12 protein-coding genes and 1 other RNA gene are annotated in these 25140 nt (G+C 62.7%); 11 read left to right on the top strand and 2 right to left on the bottom strand.

Going from position 1 to position 25140, the window contains the following annotated elements; all coding sequences use genetic code 11:
- Positions 1-610 precede the first annotated feature (610 nt).
- On the bottom strand, positions 611-2779 hold the full coding sequence (gene dnaX / locus I5L79_RS11250) for a DNA polymerase III subunit gamma/tau (RefSeq protein WP_196955154.1): 2169 nt from the start codon (positions 2777-2779) through the stop codon (positions 611-613).
- A gap of 56 nt (positions 2780-2835) precedes the next feature.
- Positions 2836-3600, bottom strand: a complete 765-nt coding sequence (locus tag I5L79_RS11245; RefSeq protein WP_196955153.1) for a helix-turn-helix transcriptional regulator — start codon at positions 3598-3600, stop codon at positions 2836-2838.
- Positions 3601-3864: 264 nt separating this feature from the next.
- Between I5L79_RS11245 and I5L79_RS11240 the strand changes: the two genes are divergently transcribed.
- The 11 genes from I5L79_RS11240 to ssrA all read left to right on the top strand — a co-directional run bounded on the left by I5L79_RS11240 (position 3865) and on the right by ssrA (position 24927).
- On the top strand, positions 3865-7926 hold the full coding sequence (locus I5L79_RS11240; protein ID WP_196955152.1) for a hybrid sensor histidine kinase/response regulator transcription factor: 4062 nt from the start codon (positions 3865-3867) through the stop codon (positions 7924-7926).
- Positions 7927-8202: 276 nt separating this feature from the next.
- Positions 8203-8820, top strand: coding sequence for a GNAT family N-acetyltransferase (locus I5L79_RS11235; protein WP_196955151.1), 618 nt, complete (start codon positions 8203-8205; stop codon positions 8818-8820).
- Positions 8821-8985: 165 nt separating this feature from the next.
- Positions 8986-9546 carry a DUF6252 family protein gene (locus I5L79_RS11230; RefSeq protein WP_196955150.1) on the top strand — a complete coding sequence of 187 codons (561 nt, stop codon included), beginning with the start codon at positions 8986-8988 and terminating at the stop codon, positions 9544-9546.
- Between the two features lie 28 nt (positions 9547-9574).
- On the top strand, positions 9575-10120 hold the full coding sequence (locus I5L79_RS11225; protein ID WP_149072185.1) for a DUF6252 family protein: 546 nt from the start codon (positions 9575-9577) through the stop codon (positions 10118-10120).
- Between the two features lie 36 nt (positions 10121-10156).
- Positions 10157-11902, top strand: coding sequence for a hypothetical protein (locus I5L79_RS11220; protein WP_196955149.1), 1746 nt, complete (start codon positions 10157-10159; stop codon positions 11900-11902).
- A 28-nt stretch (positions 11903-11930) separates the two neighbouring features.
- Positions 11931-17975 (top strand): carboxypeptidase regulatory-like domain-containing protein, encoded by a 6045-nt coding sequence (locus I5L79_RS11215; RefSeq protein ID WP_196955148.1) that lies wholly within the window; start codon positions 11931-11933, stop codon positions 17973-17975.
- 152 nt (positions 17976-18127) lie between these two features.
- Positions 18128-20185, top strand: coding sequence for a fibronectin type III domain-containing protein (locus I5L79_RS11210; protein ID WP_196955147.1), 2058 nt, complete (start codon positions 18128-18130; stop codon positions 20183-20185).
- Between the two features lie 43 nt (positions 20186-20228).
- Positions 20229-20759 (top strand): hypothetical protein, encoded by a 531-nt coding sequence (locus I5L79_RS11205; RefSeq protein WP_196955146.1) that lies wholly within the window; start codon positions 20229-20231, stop codon positions 20757-20759.
- Positions 20760-20794: 35 nt separating this feature from the next.
- On the top strand, positions 20795-21865 hold the full coding sequence (locus tag I5L79_RS11200) for an OmpA family protein (RefSeq protein ID WP_196955145.1): 1071 nt from the start codon (positions 20795-20797) through the stop codon (positions 21863-21865).
- 194 nt (positions 21866-22059) lie between these two features.
- The gene (locus tag I5L79_RS11195; RefSeq protein ID WP_196955144.1) at positions 22060-24237 is read left to right on the top strand and encodes a prolyl oligopeptidase family serine peptidase; all 2178 of its coding nucleotides are present in this window, start codon (positions 22060-22062) and stop codon (positions 24235-24237) included.
- Between the two features lie 318 nt (positions 24238-24555).
- Positions 24556-24927: a transfer-messenger RNA gene (gene ssrA, locus I5L79_RS11190) on the top strand.
- Positions 24928-25140 lie beyond the last annotated feature (213 nt).

Here is a 25140-nt window from a genome sequence, read left to right as displayed (position 1 = left end):
GTAGGGCAGAAGAATGAAAGTCAAAGATAAAGGCGCTGTGTTAATGTGGGGTTAATGTGCTTCGCTAATGTGGAAAATGTGCTGATGTGCTAGTGGATAGCTGCGTCGTAGCGCGAGTTGAATAGCTCGCGCTACTCCCCATTCATCGGAGCCCTGGTATAACTCAGGTTTGGGGCCTTGCTCAAGCCGGATATCTTCTTCCCTAGCTCGGTGTGCCGCCTGACGGCGCGAAATAGTATTTCTCCGTAGTAGCCCGCAGAGCGTTCCTAAAGGGTGAGTTAAGAGTGCCTTCATAGTGAGTATATTCATATCGACCTCCGCGGCACTGTAACCTGCCCTCAATACCCACCGCCGAAATAGAACGAAAACCAGAACAGGGTACTCTGGGCAAGTTGCTTCACACTACTTGCCAAGGGCAGGTTGAGGCGCAGTCACCGCATCAGCATATTGGTCGAAGAACGAGCTTGAGATTCGTAAAACCTTCTTTAGAACGTCATGCTGAGCGAAGCCGAAGCATCTCTACCGCTTCGTTGTAATGCTATTCAGACGAAGCGGTAGAGATGCTTCGGCTGCGCTCAGCATGACCTTAAAGCGAAATCCCAAACACGCCCTAAAAGTCGGTATCCAAACCCAGGCGCTGCTTCATGGTGACCAAGGCGGGAAACTTCTCGGCCAGGTACTCAAACTTGTCGGCGGAGGTGTAGAGCTTGCGGCCGGTGCTTTGCTGCTCCACCACTTCCACCTGCACCGTGAGGCGCGGGTAGCCCGTGCGGCGGCGCAGCTCCCCCAAGAAATCGGCCCGGAAGTCGTTGAATACGTCTTCCTGCACCGGGTTGTCCACGCGCAGCACAATCATGTGCCGCTCGTCGGCCTGCACCGGGCGGTTCAGCACGGTGTACTCGCTCATGCTGCCGGCCTTGCGCATTTCCTTGAGCTCATTCCAAACCTGCTGCAGGCGGGCATCGTCGATGGCGGGGAGGGTGCCGGACGCAACGGCCGGGGCATCCTCCTCGGTAGCCGCGGCTTTGGGCGCCGCGCTCTGGCGGGCCGCCTGCTCCTTCATGGCGGTAAGGCTGGGCAGCTTGGAGGCTACGCCGGCGCTGCGCGTCAGGGACGGAATGGGCCGGATAGGTGCCGCTACGATGGGCGCGTCCTGGGGCTCGTGGCCGGCTACGCTGGGGCGGCCGGTGTCTACGTGCGGGGCCGTATCGTGCAGCTGGTGCCGGACCGGCACGGCGGCCGGCGGGTTTTCGATGCTGGGCGTATCGTGCAGCTCTTCCACGCCGCTGTCCACCGGCACAATGGGCTCCGGATCGGCGGGAGCGTGGGCCAGGGTGTTAGTGCCTGGTGCCTGGTGCTTAGTGCTTAATGCAGTACCGTAAGCGGCCGGAGCTTCGGCGGTACCGTCGGCCACGAGGCGGCCGGCGGGCGCCGTTGGTACGGGCGCCGCGGCCGGAACTGCTGGTGAGGCGGCAACTAGGGCAACCGGCGTTACGCTACTTTTTTTTTTCGCCTCGCCGTTGTCCGACGAGGCTGCACTGGCCAGGGCCGGAGCGACCTGCAGGTCGCGGGCAAACTGCACCGCCCCGTTCAGGTAGGCCAGCTTCATGAGCGTAAGCTCCACGTGCAGGCGCTGGTTTTTGGCTTGCTTGAACTCCCGGTCGCAGAGGCTCACCAAATTCAGGGCCGAGAGCAGGAAGGCCAGCGGGGCGGCCTGAGCCTGCTGCACGTAGCGCGCCCGGATGTTGTCCGAAACTTCCAGCAGCTGCACCGTCACGGGGTCTTTGCACACCAGCAGCCCACGCAGGTGCTCGGCGGCGCCCACCACAAAGTTGTGCAGGTCGAAGCCCTGCTGCATCACCTCATCCAGCAAGAGCAGCGTAGTACTCAGGTTTTCGGTCAGCAGCGCGTCTACCAGCCGGAAGTAGTACTCGTAGTCCAGGATGTGCAGGTTCTGCACCACATCCTGGTAGCGCAGGTTCTGGCCCGAGAACGTCACCATCTGGTCGAACATGCTCAGGGCGTCGCGCAGGCCGCCGTCGGCTTTCTGGGCCAGCAGGTGCAGGGCGTCGTCTTCGGCCTGAATATGCTCCTGGGTGGCCACGTAGCGCAAGTGCTTGCGCATGTCGTCCACCTTGATGCGGTTGAAATCGAAGATCTGGCACCGCGACAAAATGGTGGGGATGATCTTGTGCCGCTCCGTGGTAGCCAGGATGAAGATGGCATAGCTCGGTGGCTCCTCCAGCGTCTTCAGAAAGGCATTGAAGGCCGCATTCGAGAGCATGTGCACCTCGTCGATGATGTACACTTTGAAGCGGCCCTGCTGCGGGGCGTAGCGCACTTGCTCTACCAGACTGCGGATGTCTTCTACCGAGTTGTTGGAAGCCGCATCCAGCTCGTGCACGTTGAAGGAGGCACTTTCCTGGAAAGCCCGGCACGAGGCGCACTTGCCACACGCTTCCAGTTCGAAGGGTGTGTTGTCGGGGTCGGCAGCCTGTTGCAGGGCCGTGGGTACAATGTCGGGCTGGGTCTGGATTAATTCCGACACCGGCCGGCCCTGGCGCACGTGCTGCTCCACAAACTCGCAGTTGATGGTTTTGGCCAGGATGCGGGCGCAGGTGGTTTTGCCCACGCCGCGGGGGCCGCAGAACAGAAACGCCTGGGCTAGGTGCTGGGAGGCAATGGCGTTCTGCAGGGTGGTAGTAACGTGCTGCTGCCCCACCACGCTGCGAAACGTGGCTGGGCGGTACTTACGGGCCGAAACAACGAAATTTTCCATACGAGCTAGTCACAAAGATAAGCAACCGCCCGCCCGATTCCGCTCCGGTCGGGCCGCTAGTATGCCCCGCGCCCCAGGAGTTGGCCCAGGGCCGCCGTGCGGTTGGTCACGCCCAGCTTGCTGTAGATGTTCTGCAAATGGTTCTGCACCGTGCGCGTACTGATGCTGCACTGCTGGCCTATTTCCTTGTCGGTCAGGCCTCGGCTGAGCAGGGTTAGCACGTGGGTTTCGCGGGCCGTAAGCTCCGTGAGCAGGGCCATTTCCGGGGCAGCAGCCGGCTGGCTCTGGAGGCGGGCTACGGTGCGGGCGTGGCGCACGGCCACCTGCATGTGGGGCTTGAGCAGGTGCAGCACCTGGCGGTCGGCCTCGGTGAAGTTGCGCCGGCGCCGGGCCAGCGCGCAGGTTACCCAGCCATAATCCGTCAGCTCCAGGCCGAGAATCATGTGGTGGGTGAGGGCCAGGGGCCGGTAGAAGGAGTTGAACAGGGTAGTCCGGAAGTACTGCGGCATGCGGCAGAAGTCACTGGTGCGCAGGGGCTCGGAGCGGCGCTGCTCCATAATGGCCGGAAACAGCGGGTGCTCGGCAATGTGGTTGCCAAGCAAAGGAAAATCGTCGGCCATGAACAAGCCTTCGGGGTAAGCACCTAGGTGACCAATGCGCCCGTGCAGGTCATAGCCGTCGAAGCACACCGTTTCTGCTGAAATAGCCAACATCACCGCCCTCGACAGTTGCCCAAACAAACCCAACGGACCATCCTCGGCATGGACTAGCTCAATAGCTTGGTTGAGGCGCAGAAAATCGGCGTGGCGCAGACGAATCATTCGGGAAGATAACGACAACGCCGGAATAGCCTAGTTACGCGAGTAGGTAATCTTACTCATTTTAAGTAGGACTATAGCCGGTAGCTTTGGCCCGCCGTGCATCGGTGTACCGTTTAGCTTAGGGTTTCACATCATCATGTGATTGAGAACGATAAGCGGATGTGCCACCTTGCAAACAGTTTCGACAGTACCATTTTATCTAAGTTTTCTACCAAGATAGGCCCATAGGGTAATTCGGTAGCAAACCTACCTCCACCGTTGCCGATGCTGCATTGCTCCGCCCGTTTCGGCTTACTTTCTTTTTGCTGGCTACTAGCCGTTGCGCTGCTAGTTGGTACGGGTACCAGCCGCGCCCAAACCCTGGCTACCCGCGTGTATGGCCTAGCCGACGGGCTGCCGCAAAGCACCGTGTACTGCCTGGCCCAGGATGAGCGCGGGCAGTTGTGGGCCGGGACCCAGGGCGGGGTTTGCTGGTTTGATGGTCGCAGCTTTCAAACTCTCGATGCCCGCCAGGGCCTCCCCGATAACCACGTAAGCAGCTTGCTCCCAGCTCCGGGCGGCGGCATGTGGCTGGGCCACGCGGCCGGCATCATCACGGCCATCAGCCCAAGTGGGCGAGTGAGCAAGCTGGGCCCGGCCCACTGGCGCGCTAATGCCAGCATCCGCCAGCTTTTGCCAGCCCCAAACCAGCAGCTGTGGGTAGCTACCCTCGGCAACGGCTTATATCACCTGCCGCAAGCCGGCTCCGGCCCGGTTAGGCACTTAGCAGCCCCGCAAGGCCTGCCTTCCGATACCATCTTTCAAATAGCCACCGGCGCTGCCCAAGAGCTGTGGGTAGCTACTGCCCGAGGCGTAGTCATTGTACACGCCAGCACCGGGCAGCCGCAGCAGGAAGCCACAGCGGCCCTGCCCGCCGCCATCCGCCAAGAACGCGTGTACTCGGTGCACCGAGCCTCCGATAATGCGTACTGGCTGGGGTTGAAAAATGGCTTAGGTCAGCTCACGCGTTCCTCGCCTTCGCAGCCCTGGCAGCTGCGGCTGATAGGGCAGGAGCAAGGCCTGTGCGCTTCCGCGCCCCAGCGGGTGCTGCCCGACCGCCTTGGGCGGGTGTGGGCCGTGTCGGCGGCGGGCGTGAGCTGCTACCAGCCAGCCACGGGCCGCGTCACCTGCTTTCCCCAGCACAGCCTACTCAGCGACCAAACCGCCTGTGGCTTGCTCGAAGACCGCGAAGGCAGCATGTGGGTGGTGCTCGACGACGGCATCCTCCAGCACATTCCCGACGAGCAGTTTGCCTTGTTTGGGTCGGCCGAAGGGATGGGGGGCCGCAACGAACCCGGCGAGGCCGACGTGCAGAACATTGTGAACGTAGCGCCGGGCGTGTACTGGGTAGGCACCCGGCTGGGCCTGTGGGAATTTCGACCCAACAACCCCGCTGGCCGGCAGTTCCGGCTGGCGTATCGGCGGCCGGGCGGCGACGCGGCCAACTTTGTGCGGGCCCTGTTCAAGGACGCGCAGGGCCGTATCTGGCTGGGCAGCCGGGGCAGCGGTGTGGCCGTCTACACGCCGGCTACAAGGCACTGGCAGGAGTTGAGTAACGTTCCGGGCCTGGTAGGCCAGAACGTGCGTCAGTTTGCCCAGGACAAGCTAGGTCGGGTGTGGGCGGTTACGGCCGCCGCCGGGGCTACCGTGGTGCTGAACCCCGCCACCGGCGCCAGCCGCACCTACGGCGCCAGCTCCGGCCTGGGTACCAACGCCCTATGGGCCGCTTTCCAGGACCGGGAGGGCACGCTCTGGCTGGGCACCGACGATCGGGGCCTGGTGCGCGTAGATGTACAGGCCGACGGCCCCGACCAGCTGGGCCGCGCCGACGGCCGCACCGACCACCTGAGCATCGGCTCCATCACCGAAGACCTGCGCGGCCACCTCTGGCTGGGCTCCATTAATGAAGGGCTGCTTGAATTTGATGGACGCCGCCTGAAAGCCTACGGGCCGGAAGCCGGGCTGAAATCCAACAACCCGTACTTCGTGCGCTGCGATGCCCGGGGCCGGGTGTGGGTGGGCACCAACCTGGGCCTGGATTTATTTGACCCAGCCACGCGCCGCACCGTGAGCTACGGCACTGCCGAGGGCTTTCTGGGTCAGGAAACCAACCAGAACGCCGTGCTGCTGGAGCCTAACGGCCTGCTGTGGGCCGGCACCGTGAATGGCCTCATGCGCTACGACCCGCGCCAGGCCCGCCCCAACCCCGTGCCGCCCAGCACGCACGTCACCCACCTGCGCGTGTTCGGCCGCGACACATTGCTGGCTTCGGGGTTCACCTTGCCCCACCATCTCAACCAGTTGGCCTTTGAGTTTGTGGGCGTCAGCCTTACCAGTCCTACCAAAGTCCGCTATCAGTACCGCCTCGCGGGTTTCGACGAGCGGTGGAGCAAACCCGCCGAGGCTACTTCCGCTACTTACACCAACTTGCCGCCGGGCAGCTACACCTTCGAGGTGAAGGCCGCCAACAACGTGGGCCGCTGGAATTCGCAGCCTACCCGTCTGTCCTTCACCATCAGTCCGCCCTGGTGGCGCACCTGGTGGGCCTATGCGCTATACGCCGTGGGCGTGGCCGGGGCCTTCTACATGGTACGCCGCAACACCCAGCGCCGGGAACGGGAGCGGGCCCAGCAGCAGTTGGAGTACCAGGCGCTGGTGCATCTGCAGGAAATGGACCGGGTGAAAACCGACTTCTTCACGCACATCAGCCACGAGCTGCGCACCCCGCTCACGCTGATTCTGGGCCCGGCCGAGGAGCTAGCCTACGACGAAGCCATGCCCGCCACGGCCCGCCGCCACGGCCTGCGCATCGGCGACAATGCCCGCAAGCTGCTGCGCCTCATCAACCAGCTGCTGGACTTGAGCAAGCTGGAAGCCGGGGGCCTTATTCTGCATCCTCAGGCCGGCGACGTAGCGGCCTCGGCCCGTGCCTGGCTGGCTGGTTTTCAGCACTTGGCGGCGGCCCGGCAGATTGGCTTGCACCTCGCCGCGCCTGCTCAGCCGGTCTCGTTGGTTTTTGATGCTACCCGGCTGGAAGAAGTAGTCTGCAATCTGCTGGCCAATGCTCTGCGCTTCACGCCCGCAGGTGGACACGTCACGCTGGCCGTGCACGACGAAGCGCCCACGCCGCTGGCACCCCAGGGCACCGTGGTACTGAGCGTGCAGGATACCGGTGTAGGCATTGCGCCAAGTCACCTCCCGCACCTGTTCGACCGGTTTTATCAGGTACTGAGCAGCGGTGCCGATTCGGGTGGTAGTGGGGTAGGGCTGGCGTTGGTGAAGGAACTGACCGAGCGACATGGGGGCACGGTGCAAGTGATGAGCACCCCGGGCGCTGGCACCACCTTCGTAGTGAGGCTACCGCGGGGCCTGCTCTCAGCCGTGCCCGCGCAGCCAGTCACGAACCCTACGAGTACTGCGCCGCCTCTACCAATGGAAACCACCCTGCCCGAGCCCGCCGAGGATGCCGAAGTGGTGCTGGTAGTAGACGACAGCGCCGAGGTGCGCGCTTTCGTGCAGGAAACCCTGGCCAGCGCGGGCTACCGCCTGCTGGAGGCCGCCGATGGACCAGAAGGAGTGCGGATGGCACGCGAAATGGTCCCCAGTCTGATTGTGTCGGACGTGATGATGCCGGGCTTTGATGGCATGGAGCTATGCCGCCAGCTGAAAGCTGACCTAGCCACCAGCCACGTGCCCATTGTGCTGCTCACGGCCCGCGCCGAAGCCGCCGACCGCCTCGCCGGCCTCGAAACCGGGGCCGATGCCTACCTGCCCAAACCCTTCGACCCGCGGGAGTTGCGTGCCCAGGTGCGCAACCTGCTGGCGCTACGCAGGGGCACCCAAACGCAACTAGGGCTGCTGGCGGCTGTGCCCGAGGCTACACCGGAAAACCCGGCCGCCGCCGCGCTGCCCGATTCCTATGCGGCTTACGCGGCTGCCGTGGCGGCCCTGCCTTCTCTCGACCAGTGTTTCCTGAAACGGGTAGAGCAAGCCATTGAGCGCCACCTCGACAACGGGGAGTTCAGCGTGGAAATGCTCGGCGACGAGGTGGCCCTGAGCCGGGCGCAGCTCCACCGCAAGCTCAAGGCCCTCACCGGCCAAGCCCCCAGCGACTTTATCCGGGGGCTGCGGCTGCGGCGGGCCCACGTGCTGCTGGCCGCCCGCTCCGGCACGGTGTCGGAAGTTGCCTATCAGGTCGGCTTCAACTCCCCGGCCCACTTCAGCACCAGTTTCTCCCGCCATTTCGGCTACGCCCCCAGCGAGGTGCCCAGCCTAGTTTCGAGTTGATAGTTGCTAGTTGATGCCGCTAACGATTGGTTTCAGTCAATAGCCCGTCATGCTGAGCGGAGTCGAAGCATCTCTACCGCTGGCTGACTCAATTGTGGAGACGAAGCGGTGGAGATGCTTCGGCAAGCTCAGCATTGATGGGCTGGCCAACAACGAGAAATTACCTACTAGAAACTTCCCTTCGCGACGTGTGCGCAAGCCTTTGCGACCTGCGTGAATGCCGTGGCCACGCCTCCCGGCGTCCTTTGCTGGCACTTGCTCTAACCCGCTGGCGCTATGCACACCCTGGTTCTTCCGGCCCGTCGCCTTACTACTTCCGATGAACGCTGGGCGGCCGGGCTGCTAGCCGAAGCCTACGCGGCCGACCCGCTGTTTGGGCCGGAACCAAACTGCCCAGCCCAGCCCAACTACTACCTCCGCCTAGTGGTGCGCTACGCCCTGCGCACGGGCTGCGTGTATGCCAGCCCTAGTGGACAGGCCGTGGCCGTGTGGCTACCGGCCGAAGCGGCCGATTTTTCCTGGCAGCAGGTGTTGAAAGCCGGGCAGCTGGCCTGGCCGTTGGGCGTGGGCTGGTCGCGGTTCTGGCGCTTGGTGGGCTGGCAGCATCAGCAGGATGAAATACGCCAGCAGGTGCTGCCGCTGCCGCACCATTACCTGCTGGCACTGGGCGTGCGCCCGGGCGTGCAGCGGCGGGGTGAGGGCCGGGCGCTGCTGCGCGCCTCACTGGCGGCGCTGGGGGCCCGCTACGCACCTTGCTACGCCAATGTACACACGCTGGCGGCGGTTCATTTTGGGCAGCGGCTAGGGTTTGAAGTAGCCAGCTACGGCGAACTGCCCGGGCCGGGGCTGCCGGTGCCCTGCTGGGGAATGGTGCGCCCGGCCGCGCCGGTATAGCGCACGTCGCATTTGCTTGCGTGCGACTTGTGCGCATGCCTTTGCGACGAGGATGAATGCCTTTCGGAGCCTGGGGCCGCACTTTTGGGCCATTGCTACCACCTCCTGGAAAACGCGCATTTCATCTGAGAATCTTTCTGCTAAACCTCTTCTCTTATCAAGCTCATGAAAACGAACCACCCCTTGGCTTTCCGCCTGCTCTCGTTGCTCGTGTGTCTGCCTTTACTCACGGCCTGCTCTTCCGGCGACAAGGAAGACGACCCTGACCCCACCACCCAGAGCGGCGGCGATGAAGTGCGCTGGAAGGTGAGCGGAACCGAGTATGCCGGCTTCGGTAGCAACGTGCAGACCCAGGGCCACTACCGCCCCAGCAGTGCCGACGACAAGAACAAGGAGCTGCTCATTCTGGCCGACGACTCCAAGACCTACCAAGTGAGCGTGCTCATCGACAACTTCACCGGCAAGGGCACCTACACCTTGGTGCCTAATGGCAACTCCCGCGGTGGCCTCACCGAAATGACCGGCTCGAAGAGCACCTACATCAGCATATGGGCCGCCAGCAGCCCGGCAGGTACGGTAGAAATAACGGAGTGGGACCCCAATACGACCCACGTGAAAGGCACTTTCTCTTTTAAAGCCCGCGTGCGCAACACGGGCGGCACGTTTGGGCCTTCGGTAGAGGTTACCAGCGGCTCCTTCAACTTCAAGTCAGTCTACAAATACTAACCAGTTTTCACTCTACCACCCCACAGCTATGAAAACGACTTCCTTTCTGTTCCGGCCGCTGCTGCTGGCTTGTTCCTTCTTGTTACTTTCCGGCTGCGGCAAAGATGATGAGGAAGATGCCGCACCCGACTCCGACGGCACGGTAACCTGGACGCGCAACGGCAAAACCATTACCAGCACCATCTATTCCGGGGCCTTCTACGACGACAATATGTACGTGAAGGATGTGATGAAAATTTCGGCCTCCCAGAATATCAACGAAGAAACCCTGAGCTTGGCAATTGATGGGCTGGATGCCAAAGGTGTGGGTACCTACGAGCTGAAGAAAAGCTCCGCGCAGGATGATGGTTCGGTAGGGGCCATTGTGGTAGGCAACGGCCAGACTGGCGCTCTATACAACACGCTTAGTGCCAGCGGCAGCGTGAATGGTACCATCAAAGTGACGGCCTACGATAAGGCCACGCAGAAGCTGGAAGGTACGTTCAGCTTCACGGCCGGGGCTGTGCCCTTCGGTAACGGCACCGGTACCCAAACCATTACCAACGGCACCTTCAGCTTCCACCGCTTCCGGTAGGCCGCGCCGCTTTTCACCCGCCATTCCACTACTGCTATGAAAACTTGGAAGCCCGCCGGTTGGTGCGGGGTAGGGGGAGCTTTACTCGGCCTGAGCGCGCTGCTGGCCGCACCGGCCGCCGCGCAGGATATAGCCACGCTCGATCAGCAGAAGCCCGTTACGCTCTCGGGCACGCTGGATGTGCGCGGCATTTTCTACCAGGCCCAGGGCATTGAAGCCCGGCGCAAGCCATTTTCCTACGTGCTGGCCGGGTCGCCCACGCTGAGCATCTATGGCATTGCCGTGCCCGTGAGCTTTGTGCTGAGCGAACAGGACCGCCGGTTTCGCCAGCCCTTCAACCAGTTTGGCCTAAGCCCCACCTACAAGTGGGTGACAGTACACGCTGGGTACCGCAACCTCACGTTTTCGCCCTTTACTCTGGCCGGGCACACCGTGCTGGGTGGGGGCGTGGAGCTGAACCCCGGCAAGCTGCGTTTTGCCAGCATGGTGGGCCGCTTCAGCCGGGCCACCAGCGTCGACCCCGTGAGTGGCTCACTGATGCCGTTTTCGTTTTCGCGCAAGGGCTACGCCGGCAAGCTGGGCTTCGGCACCGAGAAGTCCTTCATCGACCTGAGCTTGGTACGGGCCCGCGACGACAGCAGCAGCGTGAGCCGCGAAACCCGGCAGCTGGCCGAAACCACCGGGGCTGCCAACAACCGGGTGCTGCCCGCCGCCAATCTGGTGCTGGGCCTGAGCGGCCGCCTCACCATCAAAAAAGACTGGCTGCTGGAAGCCGACGGCGGCCTGAGCTTTTTCACCCGAGACGTGGGCAGCTCCCTGGCCGTGGAAGAGGCCCTGCCGAAAGCCTTGCGCCAGCCGCTCAGCAAGCTCATTGCCGTGAATGGCTCTACCGAAGCCTACACCGCCTGGCAGGCGGCGGCCGGCTACCAGCACAATGGCAACGGCCTGAAAGTGCGCTACCGCCGGGTGTCGCCGGGGTTCCAGAGTATGGGCGCCTACTATTTCCAGGACGACGTGCAGAACCTCACGCTGGTGCCCACGCTCACGCTCTGGCAGCAGAAGCTGCGCCTCACGGGCAGCGTGGGCATTCAGCAGGACAACCTGCGTGAGCAAAAGCAGCTCACCAGCCGCCGCCTCATTGGCTCCCTGAATGCCTCCGCCGAGTTTACCGAGCGGCTGGGCCTGGATGTGAGCTATACCAACTACACTACCGATCAGCAGCCCGGGGCCGTGCAGGTGGCCGACACGTTTCGGCTAACCCAAACCCAGCAAAGCCTGAGCGTAGCCCCGCGCTACACCTACGCCGGCGAAACCTGGGGCCATACCGTGCTGCTGAGCGCCGACCGCGCCATTCTGCGTGACCAGAGCCCCGATGAGTTGGGCAAGCTGGGCGAGTTTACGTCCTACAATGCCTTTCTCAGCTACCAGCTCACGTGGGTGCCGCGGCGCTTTTCGGTGGGCGCCACTTACAACTACACCCAACTCAAGCTAGCCACCGGCGACGATGGCAACCATGGCCTCCAGCTCAACGCCGACCAGGCTTTCGGGCAAGACGGGCAGGTGCGCCTGGGCGTACGCGGCTCCCTGCTGCGCAGCCTCCGCGCCGACCAGCCCAGCCGCCTGGTGGGCGGGGGCCTGCGGGCGGCCTGGCGCGTGAGCCGCCACCACACCTTCCGCACCGATGTAGTCTTCACGGGTCATTATCCCACCGGCGACGAAACCACCCAAAACCGCCGCTACAGCGAAACCAGCGGAGAAATTGGCTATGCATTCACGCTTTGACCCCTCTCTTACTTTCTCTCATTTGGCTATGAAAACAACTCGTACTACTGGCGTCTGGTGGTGGCTGCTGCCCTTGCTGACGCTGCTGAGCGCCCCGCGGGCCTGGGCCCAGTCGGGCACGGAGGTGCGCGTGACGGTGCTGGCCCTGCCACCCTACTCCACGCATTTGTCGGACTACGTGGACCAGCCCAACCGCCTCGTCGTCACGCTCACGAACACCACGCGCCAGCCCCTGCAGCTGCAGCTGGCGGGCACGCTCACCGGCGACAATGGCGTGCAGGCCCGCACCCGCGACCAGGTGCGCTCGGCCCGGCCCCTGGAACTGGCTGCCCTGCAAACCCGCCGCCTCGACCAGGACGAGCTGGGTCGCCTCTTCGACGAAAACCAGTTGACGTACTCGGGCATCACCCTGCAGCAGATGGTGCGCGGCAACGGCCTGCCCGAAGGCACCTACACCATCTGCGTGCGCGCCCTCGACTACAGCACCCTGCGCCCCTTGTCGGCCGAAAACCCGCTGGGCTGCAGCAAGTCATTTCTGCTGCGCAGCCTGGAGCCGCCCCAACTCGTGCGGCCCACCCCCGACGAGGTAGTAAAAACCCGCAGCCCCCAGAACATCCTCTTCACCTGGACGCGCCCGGCCGGCGCGGCGGCTACCACTGAGTATGAGGTGCGCATTGTGGAGCTGTCGGACAACCGACGCAACCCCAACGATGCCTTCCTGGCTGGCACCACGCCCCCGCTGTTTGAGCGCACTGTGCTGGGCGTAACCACGCTGCTCTACGGCCCCGGCGAGCCGGCCCTGATTCCGGGCCGCCGCTACGCCTATGCCGTTACGGCCCGCGACCCGCAGGGCCGCGCAGCCTTCCGCAACAACGGCCGCTCCGAGGTAGGTACCTTCGTGTACGGCGAAACCACTACCCCCGCGAAAAGCAACCCCGTAGTCACCGTAAAGCCGCCTAAGAACACCAGTAAGCCCATTTCGGAGGTCAAAGCCGACATAAAAATGCCCGCGGTGCAGATTCGGGGACGGGTGCTGTGGGCCTTTCGCAAAAGCGAGGAAGGCGGCGTGTCGTTTGCCTCGGTGCCCGCGCCGGGCGTAGAAGTGCAGGGCGCGGCCTACGCGGCCATGCTCGACCCCACCACCGGCGGCAGCGGCAGTGCGGCTATTCTCGGGGCAATGCAGGCCAGTAAAACCGGAGGCAGCAGCCAGGGCAGCGCCGCCGCGCCTTCGGCCAGCCAGAACCCCACCGGCACCTATAACACCAACACGACCACCACAGGACCACTGGTGAGCGTGATGCAAGGCAGTACCAGCGGCAAGGCGGGCGCCGACCTTGGCAGCACCACCGTAGTAAATGGTGGCGGCGTATTCAACGGCGTGCTGGTGGGCAATGGCACCTACAACAGCGGCGCGGGCAAATCCAGCAAGCCCGGCGACATTGGCCCTATTCAGGAGTACGGCGCCGCCCCGGAGTTTAAGCTCACGCCGTTGCTGGGCTCCGGCCGGTTTCCGCTGAGCTTTACCAAAGTGCGGCTCGTGTACCGCTACCACCGCATCAGCAAGGGCCAGGTAGGCTGGAACGACCCCATGCTGAACCCCGAGCGGGAGGAAGTACTGGGCCACGGTACCACCGACGACCAAGGCAACTTCAGCATCGGGGTGGTGTCGCCAACTCCTTTCGACGACCCGGCAGCCCAGCCTGTCGGCACCAAAGCCTATATCAAATGGCTGGTTGATGGCAAGCCCGAGGAAATTGGCTACCTGCACGTAGAGGTAATTAACCCTCGCTTTTTCTCCGAGCCGGCCGCTTACTCGCTCAAAACAGCCGCCGATGGTGGCTACGACTTGGGCGAAGGCGTGTGTATGGCCAACACCTATCGGCTCAAAATAAAAGTGATGGAAACGGCCACCAAGGAAGCTACCGGGCCCGTGCAGGTGCAGGTGCTGCGCCTGAGCAACTGGTACGACCCCAAAGCCCGCGCCTATGCCCGCCAGGAAGGCCAGCTGCCCGCCGACAACCGGCCCACCGTGGTGTTCGACAACCCCAACAGCGCCACCCAGGGGCAGTGCACCGTGGTGACGCAAATGGCTACGGCTGATAAAGACCTTACCCGCCTGTTTCCGAACCTGGAAGGCGCGGCCGACAAATACCTCATCACCCTGAAAGCCGACGGCTACAGTGACTTCACCACCTCGATAGCCGTGCAGCCGGGCACCCAGGACTACGAGGAAGGCGTCGTCACCGTCACCAAAACCTACACGCTCAACAGCAACCCGCCCCAGGTGCGCGGCCGCGTGGTGCGCCAGCACGACAGCTCGCCCATTGCCGGAGTCAACATCCGCTTGGCCCGTTCCACGCCCGGCAGCGGCAAAGTCTACACCACCCAAACCGATGCGCAGGGCCGTTTCTCCATCACAACTGTTGGCATAAGCTATATACCCATGACGCTGGAAGTGCTTCCCGGCGCGGAAGTGGGGAAAGGCTGGAAGGAAGAAAACCTCAAGCTCAGCAAAACCGGTCCGGCCGGCATCATCACCCGCGACCCTATCCCCGTGGATGTGACCCTGCACCCGGTGATGGGCGCGGTAAACAGCAGTGAAGGCGGCCCCGTGGCTCAGGCCAGTATGCGCTGGAGCACGGGTGGCCAGCCCTGGCAAACCGACGAATACGGCCGCTTCCTGACGACCCACCAAGCCGGCTCCGACACGCTCATCATCAGTCGCCTGGGCTTCCAGGAATTGCGCAAGCTGGTGATGGTAAACAGCTCCAGCTCCTTTTTCAACATCGAAACGCCCAAGGAAATGCAGGGTGCGGCCAAGCAGCTAAGCAACGCCCTGGACGGCGCTTCCAGCCTGCAGGTAGCCGGTGCCCCACCGTTTCAATTGCCGGGAGCTGGCAACCCCCCTTCCGCAGGCAACAACTCTGGAAGCGGCAGCAAGACGGGTTACCAGGTGAGCTTAGGCAGTGCCAATACATATGCCGGGGGCCTGTTTTCCGACAAAGACGCGCTGACGGGCTACCTGAGCGGGCTCGGGGTGAGTGCCAGCACCCCTCTGGGGGCCGGCCAGGACCTGGGCCAGTTCACGCTAACCAAGCTGGTGGGCCGCCTGCGCGTAACGGTGCTCGACTCGGCCAGCGGTCAGTCTTTGCCGGGGGCGCTGATTGCCTTTGCGGGCGCAGAGCCTGCCCTGGAGCAAACCACGGGCTCGGATGGGCAGACGTATTTCGCCAAAGCCCCCGGCGGGCCGGTGAGCTTGCGCGTGAGCGGCCCGGCCAAAGGTCCGGTGGCTTACGTGCCTGCCCTGCAGGACCTGACGGTGGCCGTGGATGGCACTACCACGTTGCTTACCGTGAAACTAGCGCACGGCACCCGCGTGCAGGGAACCGTGCGCGCCGGCACCCTGGCCGTGGCTGGGGCCACCGTGCGGGTACAGGGCCGCCCCGAGCTGACGGTGCAGACTTCGGCCACCGGCCAGTACGAGCTGGTGGGCGTGCCCAAAGGCAGCTGGACGCTCGACGCTACCAAGTCGGGGCTGGTGGGCCAGAGCCAGACCAAAAAGTTTGCGCCCGGCGCTACTAGCACGGTTGACTTCACGCTCACCAGCGCGGGCTTCGCCATCGACAAGCTGCTGGGCTTCCCGATTGAAGTGAAAACCCTCACGCTGGGTGCTGATACGCTGCTGACTGGGGCCTTCGTGAATTTGCCCGGCAACGCCGCATTTGGGGTGGCCGCTGGTACGCGCCTGGAGTTTGCCAACATACCCATCCACGTAGGAAAAACCGGCTTACCGCGCCCCAAAGGCAAGGACTTTGTGCTGACGGATGCCACCGAGCTGGCACTCAAAGCCTTCAAATACCTGCCCGTGCTGGTGGTCGAGCCCACTGGCCTGAAGGTGCAGATGCAAGCCGGCAACCCCGCCAAGGGGCAGCTGGCGGGCATGGTAGTACCCAACTTCGGCTCCCTGGGCTCGGCCCTGGGCTGGACCTGGCAGGACGGCGTGAAGCTGTTTCTGAGTGAGGCCAACGGGACCGGGCAGGTGCCGCCGCTGATGGTCTTGACTTCGGACGGCACCGTGCCCTACACCAACGGCCTCAAAATTCGCAGTACCGTGAAGTCGGTGGGGCTGGACTTATACGGCTTTGGGGCTGCCGTAGACCTGACAAAAAGCAGCGTAGCCACCGACGGCCTGCACCTGACGGGCAGCGTAGATTTGAAAAGCGTGCCAGGCCTGGGCTCAGCCGCCATTCAGGTGTCGCAGCTGTGGATAGGTACCGATGGCAGCATCAAAACGGCCAAGCTGGGTTTCTCGCCGCCGGTAGCCGTGTCCATTGGTGGGTTTGGCTTCACGCTCACGGGCGGTGGCCTCACCGAGCAGGGCTTCAGCCTGAATGGCAACGTGAAAGTGACGGTGCCCGGCTCGGAAGCTACCAACATCAGCTTCGCCGATCTGGCCATCGGACCCAAGCAGTTCTACGGGGGCAAGTTTGCCCTGCCCGAAGCGGGACTGGATGTGTTCGGGCTGGCCCGGTTCAAGCCCGTGAAGGGCAGCCCGCTGGCATTTGGCAAGCTGGCTGAGGGGCCTTCCTTCTTCAGCGGAGGCGCCAAAACTACCCTAGGGCTGATTAATAAGACGGTTACTATCGAGTCGTTCACGGTGCGCTCTGATGGCAAGTTCTCGGCCCAGGTACCCGCCGACTACAAGTTGACCTTCCTGGACATGGCCGAACTCAACATTACTGGCGTCAAGTTCAACTCCATCGGCACCTTGGGCATTGATGTGCTGGGCGACCTGCGCCTGCAGCTCCCAGTAGTGCAGGCCGAGGTAAGCAACATAAAGTACCGCCAGGGGGAAGCGCCCAAGTTCGATGCGAGCCTGCACGTTCCCATTGGGGTAGGCACGCTGGGCGGCGGCATCAGCTTCAAGGACAATGGTTTTAAGGGCGACCTGGGCCTGAAGGTTATCAGCGTGCTGGACGTGCAGACGGACTTCGCCTACAGCAAAGTAAACGGGCTCGTGGAGTTTGACGCCAAAATCAAGACCAGCACGCCGCCTATTCCCGTGGGCCCGGGCCTGGCTCTAACGGGTATTTCAGGCGGCATTGGCTTCAGCGGCGGGGAACTGAAAAAGGTGTCGGTAGGAGGGGCGGTGAGCTTCGTGGGGGTAGAGGCTGGCCTGGCTTTGAAGCCAATTGAGGTAACGGTAGAGCCCGGCCCGGTGGTAACCGGCACGGCCAGTCTGACGGTGCTCGACAAGGCTATATCCGATGCTAAGCTGGTGCTCGATTTTCCCAACTCCTTAGCCTCAGTAGAGATTCTCATCAACTACGACCCCATACCCGTGGTCAGCTCGGCCACGGCCGGCGGCAAAATCGTGGTCAGCGGCAAATCCAACGACACCTACTGGGCCCTGGGCATGTATGCCCACTCCAGCCTGCTGGGGCTGCTGGATGCCAATACCAACATTCTGGCGGCCCAGAATATGAACCTGGCGGCTCACCCCGAGATGAACGAGTACGCCTACTTCATCGACAAAAACTACCTCTCGGGTGGCACTACGGTGAACGGCGCCCACCTACTTGGGACTTCGCACTTCGGGCGCAGCAAGGAGAACCCCTGGTCGGTTTCTTTCCTGGAAGTAACGGGCAAGGCCTGGCTCTACAATGATGGAGAAATGGCCCTCAACGCCAACTTCAAGGACAATGCCTATAGCTTGGGCATTGCGGCGGCCTGGGGCGGCGGCGCCGAGCTGAGCGTGTCCGACATTGCCCTGGGCAGCGTGGATATTGGGGCCAAATACGCCGCGGTGGGGGGCTACAACAAAACCCAGGGCTGGAACTTCGACGGCAGAGCCGAGGCTCACCTCATTGCCTCCTTCGGGGATTGTACCAATGACTGCGCCACCAAAATCTGCTGGGAAGCCGGCTGCGTCGACCCCTGCTACTACGCCACCCTAGGCTGGAAGTCCTGTGAAGTATGCACCATCCCCACCGGGGCCAAAGTATGCGTGCATCCCAACATACACGTCACCTACACCTCCAACGACGGGGTAGATGCCAACCTTGAATTCTGAGTTGCTACGGCCTGTGTCATGCTGAGTGACGTCGAAGCATCTCTACCGCTTTGGCTGAAGACTACTGTAACGAAGCGGCAGAGATGCTTCGATGTCGCTCAGCATGACGAATACCAAAAACCGACAACTGACAACAAACAACTGAAACAGCTATGAAACGCCTGACTATACTCTTTTTGCTGGCGCTGCTGACCGTGGCGGCCCGCGCCCAGGCGCCGATGCCGAAGGCCGGGGCCGAACTGCCCGCATACCCCTCGCCGGAGGGCGTGTGGGTGGTGCTGGCCAAAAACCGCCCCGAGCCAGGGCCGGGTACCCTGCTGGGCGCCCGCCTGCTGCGCGCCGCGGCTGGCTCCAACGACTTTCGGGAAGTAGCCGTGCTGCGGGCGGCCACATCCCTGACCGAACTGCGGGAGCTGGCCGGGCAGGCTACCATTGACGCGCTGCGCGCCGGCCTGCGCCTGCCCTCCGACGAGGCGGTGTGGACCTTCGTGGAAAGTCATCCTAACCTCGACAGCTACGGTGTGCATGGCCTGAGTATGAACCTGCGCCGGGCCCTGGGCACGGTGATGCTGGATGCCTCGGCGACCCAGGCTGCGCCTGGCACGCGCTATATATACCGCCTGGCTCCGGCTGCGGGCTTTAAGCCAGAAAAGGCCGCCGCAACTGCCATCAAGCATCTGGAGAAAACCGTGGAAATAGGCCGCCGCAGCAACCTGCCGCGCCCCCGCACCCGCCGCAGCCTCGGCCGCGACTCCTCGGTGGTGGTCCGCTGGGCTGCCCGCGTGCAGCCTGGGACCAGCACCGTATTTGGGCGCGTGTACCGGCAAGGGCCGGGCGAAAAAAGCTTCGCGCTGCTGCCTGGCCGCCTGCTGGTGCGTCAGGTACGCGACTCGGCCTTCTTCGTGCTGGATCAGCGGGTAGAGCCCGAGGCCATGTACCGCTACTACCTCGAGCCCCTGGACTTTGTGGGGAACCCCGGCCCGGCCTCCGATACGGCCTACGTGCTGTCGGTGACGCCTGGACGTATGCCGCTGGTGCAGCGTGCTACCGCCCACGATACAACGACGGGCATCATCCTGCGGTGGCCCGCCCTACCGCGCAAGGCTTACCTGGCGGGCATCGAAATTCAGCGCTCCCGCGACGCCCGCGGCAACTACGTGCGCCTCGACACCATTCCGGCCACGGCCACTAGCTACCTCGACACGCGCCTACTGCCCAACATCGGCTACCACTACCGCCTGCGGGCTTTGCTGCCGAAAGGTATTCCCACACCCGGCACAGCCTCGGCCACGGCCTTTGCCAGCCACCAACCCGGAACCATGGCCGCGCTATTGGCTCCCGTGGCCCTCACGGCCGAGCCGGAAGGGAAGGGGGTGCGCCTGCGCTGGCAGCCCGCCGCCCCCGACCTCACCCACGATGCCTACTATGTGTACCGTGGCACCTCGGCCCAGGATTCCCTGGTGGTGGTGTCGCCGCCGCTGCGGGGCAATGTGCTGACGTTTCTGGATACCACTGCCCGCAACGGCCGCCGCGAGTACGTGTACGCCGTGCGCGATGCCAACCAGAACATGCAGCTGAGTCCTTTCTCGGCTTTGGCGGCCGCCCGGCCCAACCGCGCCATGCCAGTGACGGCCCCGCTGGGGGTGAGTGCCTATGCCGCGGGCTCGGCCGTGCAGCTCACCTGGGACGATGCCCGCCGCGACCCCGCCGTGGTAGCGTACCGCCTGTACCGCCGCGCGGCTTCGGCTACGGCGGCCGCCAGCCCGGCGCGGGCCTCAGATTTCACCCGGCTGGCCGCTGACTTGGTTGCCCCGGCTTACACTGATGCGGCCGCCAAAGCCGGCCAAACCTATCAATACGCCGTGGCCGCCGTGGATGCCCAGGGCAATGAAAGCCCCTTGTCGCCGGTGATGGTGGTCCGTGTGACGGGCGCTCCGCTGGTGCCGCCCGGTCAGCTGGTGGCTCGCCCGGTGGCTACAGGTCTTGAGGTAAGCTGGAGCCGGCCGGCGGTGGCCCCGGCCAAGGGCTACGCCCTATACCGCCGTCAGCGCGACCAGCCCACGGCCCAGCGCGTGGCCACGCTCACGGCCGCTCAAACCCGCTACCTCGACCAGACTGCCAAGCCCGGCACGCTCTACATCTACTCCCTCAGCGCCCTCACGCCCACGGCCGAGTCGGCCCGGACGCCCGAAATCAGCGCACGGCGCTAAGCCTTTCACCTCAACTTTTCGCTCACATATTTTCTCCTCTCTTATGAAAACCTTCCGCCATTACCTCGTGCTGATAGGCCTGCTACTGACGGTGGCTGCCTGCAAAAAGGACAAAGACAACGAGCCTTCCCGCACGGACATGCTGACCAGCAAAGACTGGCAACTGAATGACATGAACATGCGCGTCAACGGCGTGACGGGCACCTACACAGTGCCGGCCGATGAACAGTACACCTACCGCTTCACGTCGGACGGCAAGGGCACTATGGAGGAAGCCGACGGTACCAAAGAAAACCTGACGTGGTCGTGGCAGAACAACGAGGAAGTGTTGCGCGTGACCAGCAGCGGCGACACCTACGATTTCCAGGTGTTCACGCTCTCCAAGTCCAGCCTGTCGGTGGGCTTCCAGCTCAACCAGCAGCAGATTAAGGATGATGCAAGTGCGGGCGGGGGGACTTTGCTCTATTTCGCGCTCCTCTACCAGGCCTTCACCTTCCCGCCCAATGCCCCCAAGCTCAATGATATCAACACGCTGACGGATCTACAGCTGCAGCTCAACTACCAGGCGAAGTAGCGCAGATTCACCGGCCAGTTATCCTACGTAGTACCATGAAGTATTCTCTCCTCATTCGAATGGGCGTGCTGGCAGCGGGCGCGCTGGGGGCCTGCTCCGGCCCCGACAAGCCCGCCGACCAACCCACCACTAAGCCCGCCGCCATCGTCACTACTACCCAGGCCAAGCCCGAGGCTGCACCGGCCCCGCCGCCCGCCCCGGCCGATACGGCGGCTGCCGGCTTCGACATCAGCCAGGTGCCGGTGGCGAACCCCAAGCTCGGTGGTTTTCCCTACTTCAGCCTGCTCGATGGCTACCAGAAGGGTGACCCGAAAGGCAACATGATGTCTACGTCGGCCAAGGACTACCTCAAGGACGTGGCCTTTGACCGCTACGAATTCTTCGATGGCACCAAGCTGATTCCGGTGGACGGCCGCCTCATGACTACCAAAGCCTTTGGGGACGGTGCCTCGTTTTATCAGGTGCAGAAAACCTACGAGAAGCTGGTGCACGACCTGGGCGGCGTAACCGTGTGGGAGGGCAACATGGAGGAGTTCCAAAACCGCAAGCTGCAGATGCAGGAAAAGCGCCACCGGGGCAACTACAGCATCTGGAGCGCCGAAAAAGCCGGCGTGTATGTGGTGCGCACCCCCGACCGCGAAATCTGGGTGGAAGTGTATGAGCCCTACGAAAACAAAAATGGCTACTGGCTGACCGTGGTAGAGCGTAAGGCCCTGCCGATGACGGCCAAGCTGATGCCCGCCGAGGAAATGAAGAAAGCTTTGGACGCCAACGGCCACGTGGCCGTGTACCTCAACTTCGACACCGACCAGTCCACCCTGCGCCCCGACGCGGCCCAGGGCATCGGGGAAATTGTGAAGCTGCTCCAGCAGGACACCGCCCTGCGCCTCACCGTGGAAGGCCACACCGACAACACCGGTGCTTTTACCCGCAACCAGCAGCTCTCGGAGCAGCGGGCCGGCACGGTGGTAGCGGCCCTCACCGCCCAGGGAATCGCGGCCGAGCGGCTGCAGCCCAAGGGCCTGGGGCAAACCAAGCCCTTGGCCGACAACAGCACCGAGGAGGGCAAAGCCAAAAACCGCCGCGTGGAGCTGGTGAAGCGCTAGCCCCTGGCAAAACAGCGTGGAATAAGACCTGAGCGCAACAGTTTGCGACCTGCGTGAAAGCGAGGGATAAAGGAATAGCGTTTCTTTAGGTGGTTGATAAATAGTAAATTAACCTATTCGACGGCGGGGGTAGGCATAGTAGCCAATGCGCCGGCCAAGTGGTAGCAGCGTTTCACTTTCTTTCCTTTCTGCGCATGAAAACAACGTTCCCTTTTCTCGCTCTTCTGCTGGCAGCCCCGGCGGCCCTGGCCCAGTCGGCGCTGCCGGCGGCTCCGGCCAAGCCCGCTTCCGATACCTACTTCGGAGTGAAAGTAGAAGACCCCTACCGCAACCTCGAAAACCTGCAGGACCCGGACGTAGCTTCTTGGATGAAAGCCCAGAGCGAGTACGCCCGCCGCACCCTCAACGCCATTCCGGGCCGTCAGCAGTTGCTCGACCAGATGGTGGCCATGGACCAGCGCAAGGCCGCCCGCGTGACGGACATCCGCGTTACCGACAACGGCCGCTACTTCTACTTTAAGTCGCGCCCCCAAGACCAGCAGCCCAAGCTCTACTGCCGCGACGGGTATCAGGGGCAAGAGGTGTTGCTCTTCGATCCAGAGAACTACGAGAAAGGCGAGGTGTTCAACATCAATGGCTTTTCGCCTAGTGACGACGGCTCCAAGGTGTCGTTTGGCCTCAGCGAGAAAGGCGCCGAGCTGGGTCGCACACTCATTATGGACGTGAAAACCAAGAAACTCTACCCCGAGCAGCTCCAGCTCAACCGGGGTAGTGGCCAGTGGCTGCCCGACAACCAAAGCCTGACGTACACGCCCTACAACAACGGCGACCTGAAGGACATGGCCGCCCGCCAGAAAACCCAGTGCGTGCTGCACCGCGTGGGCACCCCCCAAAGCCAGGACAAACCCATCTTCTCCACCCAGCTCTATCCCAAGCTCGACATCAAGCCCAGCGACTATCCGTACGCCGGCATCGACCGGGACGCGAAGCTGGCGTATGGCTTCCTGTATTCCGTGGACCGCTACCTCAAGGCGTACTACGCGCCGGCCGCGGCCCTCGCTAAGCCCAATGTGCCCTGGCAGCCCCTGTTCAAGCCCGCCGACGAAGCCACCAACTTCGTGTCGGATGAGCAGTACATCTACTTCGTGACGTCTAAGAACACGCCCCGCCAGAAGATTATGCGCATGCCGGCCAGCAAGCCCAGCGTGGCTGCGGCCGAGGTGCTGGTGCCCGAAGCCGCCGACGAAGCCATCCTGGACGAGCAGCTGAAAACCACCAAAGACGGCTTGTACTTCGTGCGCAGCCGCAATGGGGTGGAGGCTAAGCTCTACTTCGTGCCCAAGGGCAGCAAAACCGTGCAGGAGCTGAAGTTGCCGCAGTCGGCGGGTCGACTGGAGCTGGCCGGCAAAAACCTACAGTCCTCGGAGCTGTGGGTGACCATGGGCGGCTGGACAGCCGACCGTAAGCGCTACCGCTACGATGTGGCTGGCCGCCGCTTCGTGCCGGAAGCTCTGTCGTCGGAGGCGCAGTACCCTGAATTTAACGACCTGGTGGTGGAGGAAATCATGGTGCCCTCCCACGACGGCGTGCTGGTGCCGCTGTCCATCATCTACAAGAAAGGCCTGAAGCGCGACGGTTCGGCGCCTACGCTTATGGTGGGCTACGGTGCCTATTCTATTTCGATGGAGCCCACGTTTATGCCCCCATTCCTGCTGTGGGCGCAGCAAGGTGGCATCTTGGCTTGCCCACACGTGCGCGGTGGTGGGGAGCTGGGCGAAGCCTGGCACAAGGACGGCCAGAAAACCACTAAGCCCAACACCTGGAAAGATCTGATTGCCAGCGCCGAGTACCTCACCAAAAACAACTACACCGCGCCCGGCAAAATAGCCATCAACGGGGGCAGCGCCGGCGGCATCCTCATTGGCCGGGCCATGACGGAGCGCCCCGACTTGTTTGCCGCCGCCATTCCGGAGGTGGGCTGCCTGAACGCCGTGCGCATGGAAAACTCCCCAAACGGCCCCGTGAACGTGCCTGAGTTTGGGACGATGACCAAGGAAGACGAAGCCAAGGCCCTGCTGGAAATGGACGCTTACCACCACCTCAAGCCCGGCACCCAGTACCCGGCCACGCTCGTCACGGCCGGCTTCAACGACCCGCGCGTTATTGCCTGGCAGCCGGCCAAGTTTGCGGCCCGCCTTCAGGCCAGCCAGGCCGGCGGCAAGCCCGTGCTGTTCTTCACCGACTACGAAGCTGGCCACGGCATGGGCGACTCCCGCCTCAAGCAGTTTGAAAGCATTGCCGACCTGATGAGCTTCGGCCTGTGGCAAACCGGCGCGCCCGGCTTCCAGCCTACGGCTACGGCTGTGAAGTAAAAGGCGATGCCTGCTAAACCCAGTGGATAATAACGAATAAAACGTCATCTGACTATATTAGGCCGTCATGCTGAGCGGAGTCGAAGCATCTCTACTGCGTCGCCTGTAACGATTCAGACGAAGCGGTAGAGATGCTTCGACTCCGCTCAGCATGACGTTCTGGATAGCTTAGATCAATACTTGGTCGGATAAAAAACGGCTGGGCAACGCTCGGGTAGAGACGCTGCGCCGGAACAATTTTGCCCGCCAGCAACGTTTATTCCCCGATGTGCGTACCTTCGCACCCCGCCTTTCGGGTGGTTTCGTTCTTTCTAATCTGGGGCTGACTGGAATTGACAGCTCGTGCAAGTCGCGAGTAAGCGTGTCGGGAGTTGGATGAATCTCCCGCCAAAAAATCCTCCAACCAATAAATGGCGACTATTCGTACGCCATGGCTGCCTAGTCTAGGTACTAAGCACTAGCCATCATCCCGCGTCCGTCTTCCTTTTCACGGACGAGTTCGGGGTGTCGAAAGCATAAGGATAGTCTGGGCGGCGCTGCGACGCCCAGGCGAAACTCAAGCAGATAAGGGTAGCCTATAGGCCTGATGTGCGCCTCGGCTGCTTCGAACAAATCAAGCATAGCTACACACGTAGAAAGCTCGATGCCTTCCTTGTCTGGACCAGGGTTCGAATCCCTGCAGCTCCACCCTAAACGGCCTGTACGCTTCGTATAGGCCGTTTTCATTTCTTCGGGGTACACGTGGGGGTACACACCCGCAAAAGGAGCGCTCTGAGGTCATTCACAAACAGATTGTATCTTTGGCTTAGCCGAAGGATATGTAGTTGCTAGGAAGTGTTAACAGTAGGTATTATTTTGGAGGATGGACTTTATGCTGACGGACGCGCAATGGGCGCGCATCGC

The sequence above is a fragment of the Hymenobacter guriensis genome (assembly GCF_015773195.1).
Taxonomy (GTDB): domain Bacteria; phylum Bacteroidota; class Bacteroidia; order Cytophagales; family Hymenobacteraceae; genus Hymenobacter; species Hymenobacter guriensis.
This window is presented reverse-complemented; position numbering and strand designations above follow the sequence as displayed.

Bases quoted from the DNA above. Each gene is read 5' to 3' on its own strand.
- I5L79_RS11235 (WP_196955151.1), top strand. From the start codon at position 8,203: ATGCACACCCTGGTTCTTCCGGCCCGTCGCCTTACTACTTCCGATGAA.
- I5L79_RS11195 (WP_196955144.1), top strand. From the start codon at position 22,060: ATGAAAACAACGTTCCCTTTTCTCGCTCTTCTGCTGGCAGCCCCGGCG.
- I5L79_RS11200 (WP_196955145.1), top strand. From the start codon at position 20,795: ATGAAGTATTCTCTCCTCATTCGAATGGGCGTGCTGGCAGCGGGCGCG.
- dnaX (WP_196955154.1), bottom strand. From the start codon at position 2,779: ATGGAAAATTTCGTTGTTTCGGCCCGTAAGTACCGCCCAGCCACGTTT.
- I5L79_RS11220 (WP_196955149.1), top strand. From the start codon at position 10,157: ATGAAAACTTGGAAGCCCGCCGGTTGGTGCGGGGTAGGGGGAGCTTTA.
- I5L79_RS11210 (WP_196955147.1), top strand. From the start codon at position 18,128: ATGAAACGCCTGACTATACTCTTTTTGCTGGCGCTGCTGACCGTGGCG.
- I5L79_RS11240 (WP_196955152.1), top strand. From the start codon at position 3,865: ATGCTGCATTGCTCCGCCCGTTTCGGCTTACTTTCTTTTTGCTGGCTA.
- I5L79_RS11205 (WP_196955146.1), top strand. From the start codon at position 20,229: ATGAAAACCTTCCGCCATTACCTCGTGCTGATAGGCCTGCTACTGACG.
- I5L79_RS11215 (WP_196955148.1), top strand. From the start codon at position 11,931: ATGAAAACAACTCGTACTACTGGCGTCTGGTGGTGGCTGCTGCCCTTG.
- I5L79_RS11245 (WP_196955153.1), bottom strand. From the start codon at position 3,600: ATGATTCGTCTGCGCCACGCCGATTTTCTGCGCCTCAACCAAGCTATT.
- I5L79_RS11225 (WP_149072185.1), top strand. From the start codon at position 9,575: ATGAAAACGACTTCCTTTCTGTTCCGGCCGCTGCTGCTGGCTTGTTCC.
- I5L79_RS11230 (WP_196955150.1), top strand. From the start codon at position 8,986: ATGAAAACGAACCACCCCTTGGCTTTCCGCCTGCTCTCGTTGCTCGTG.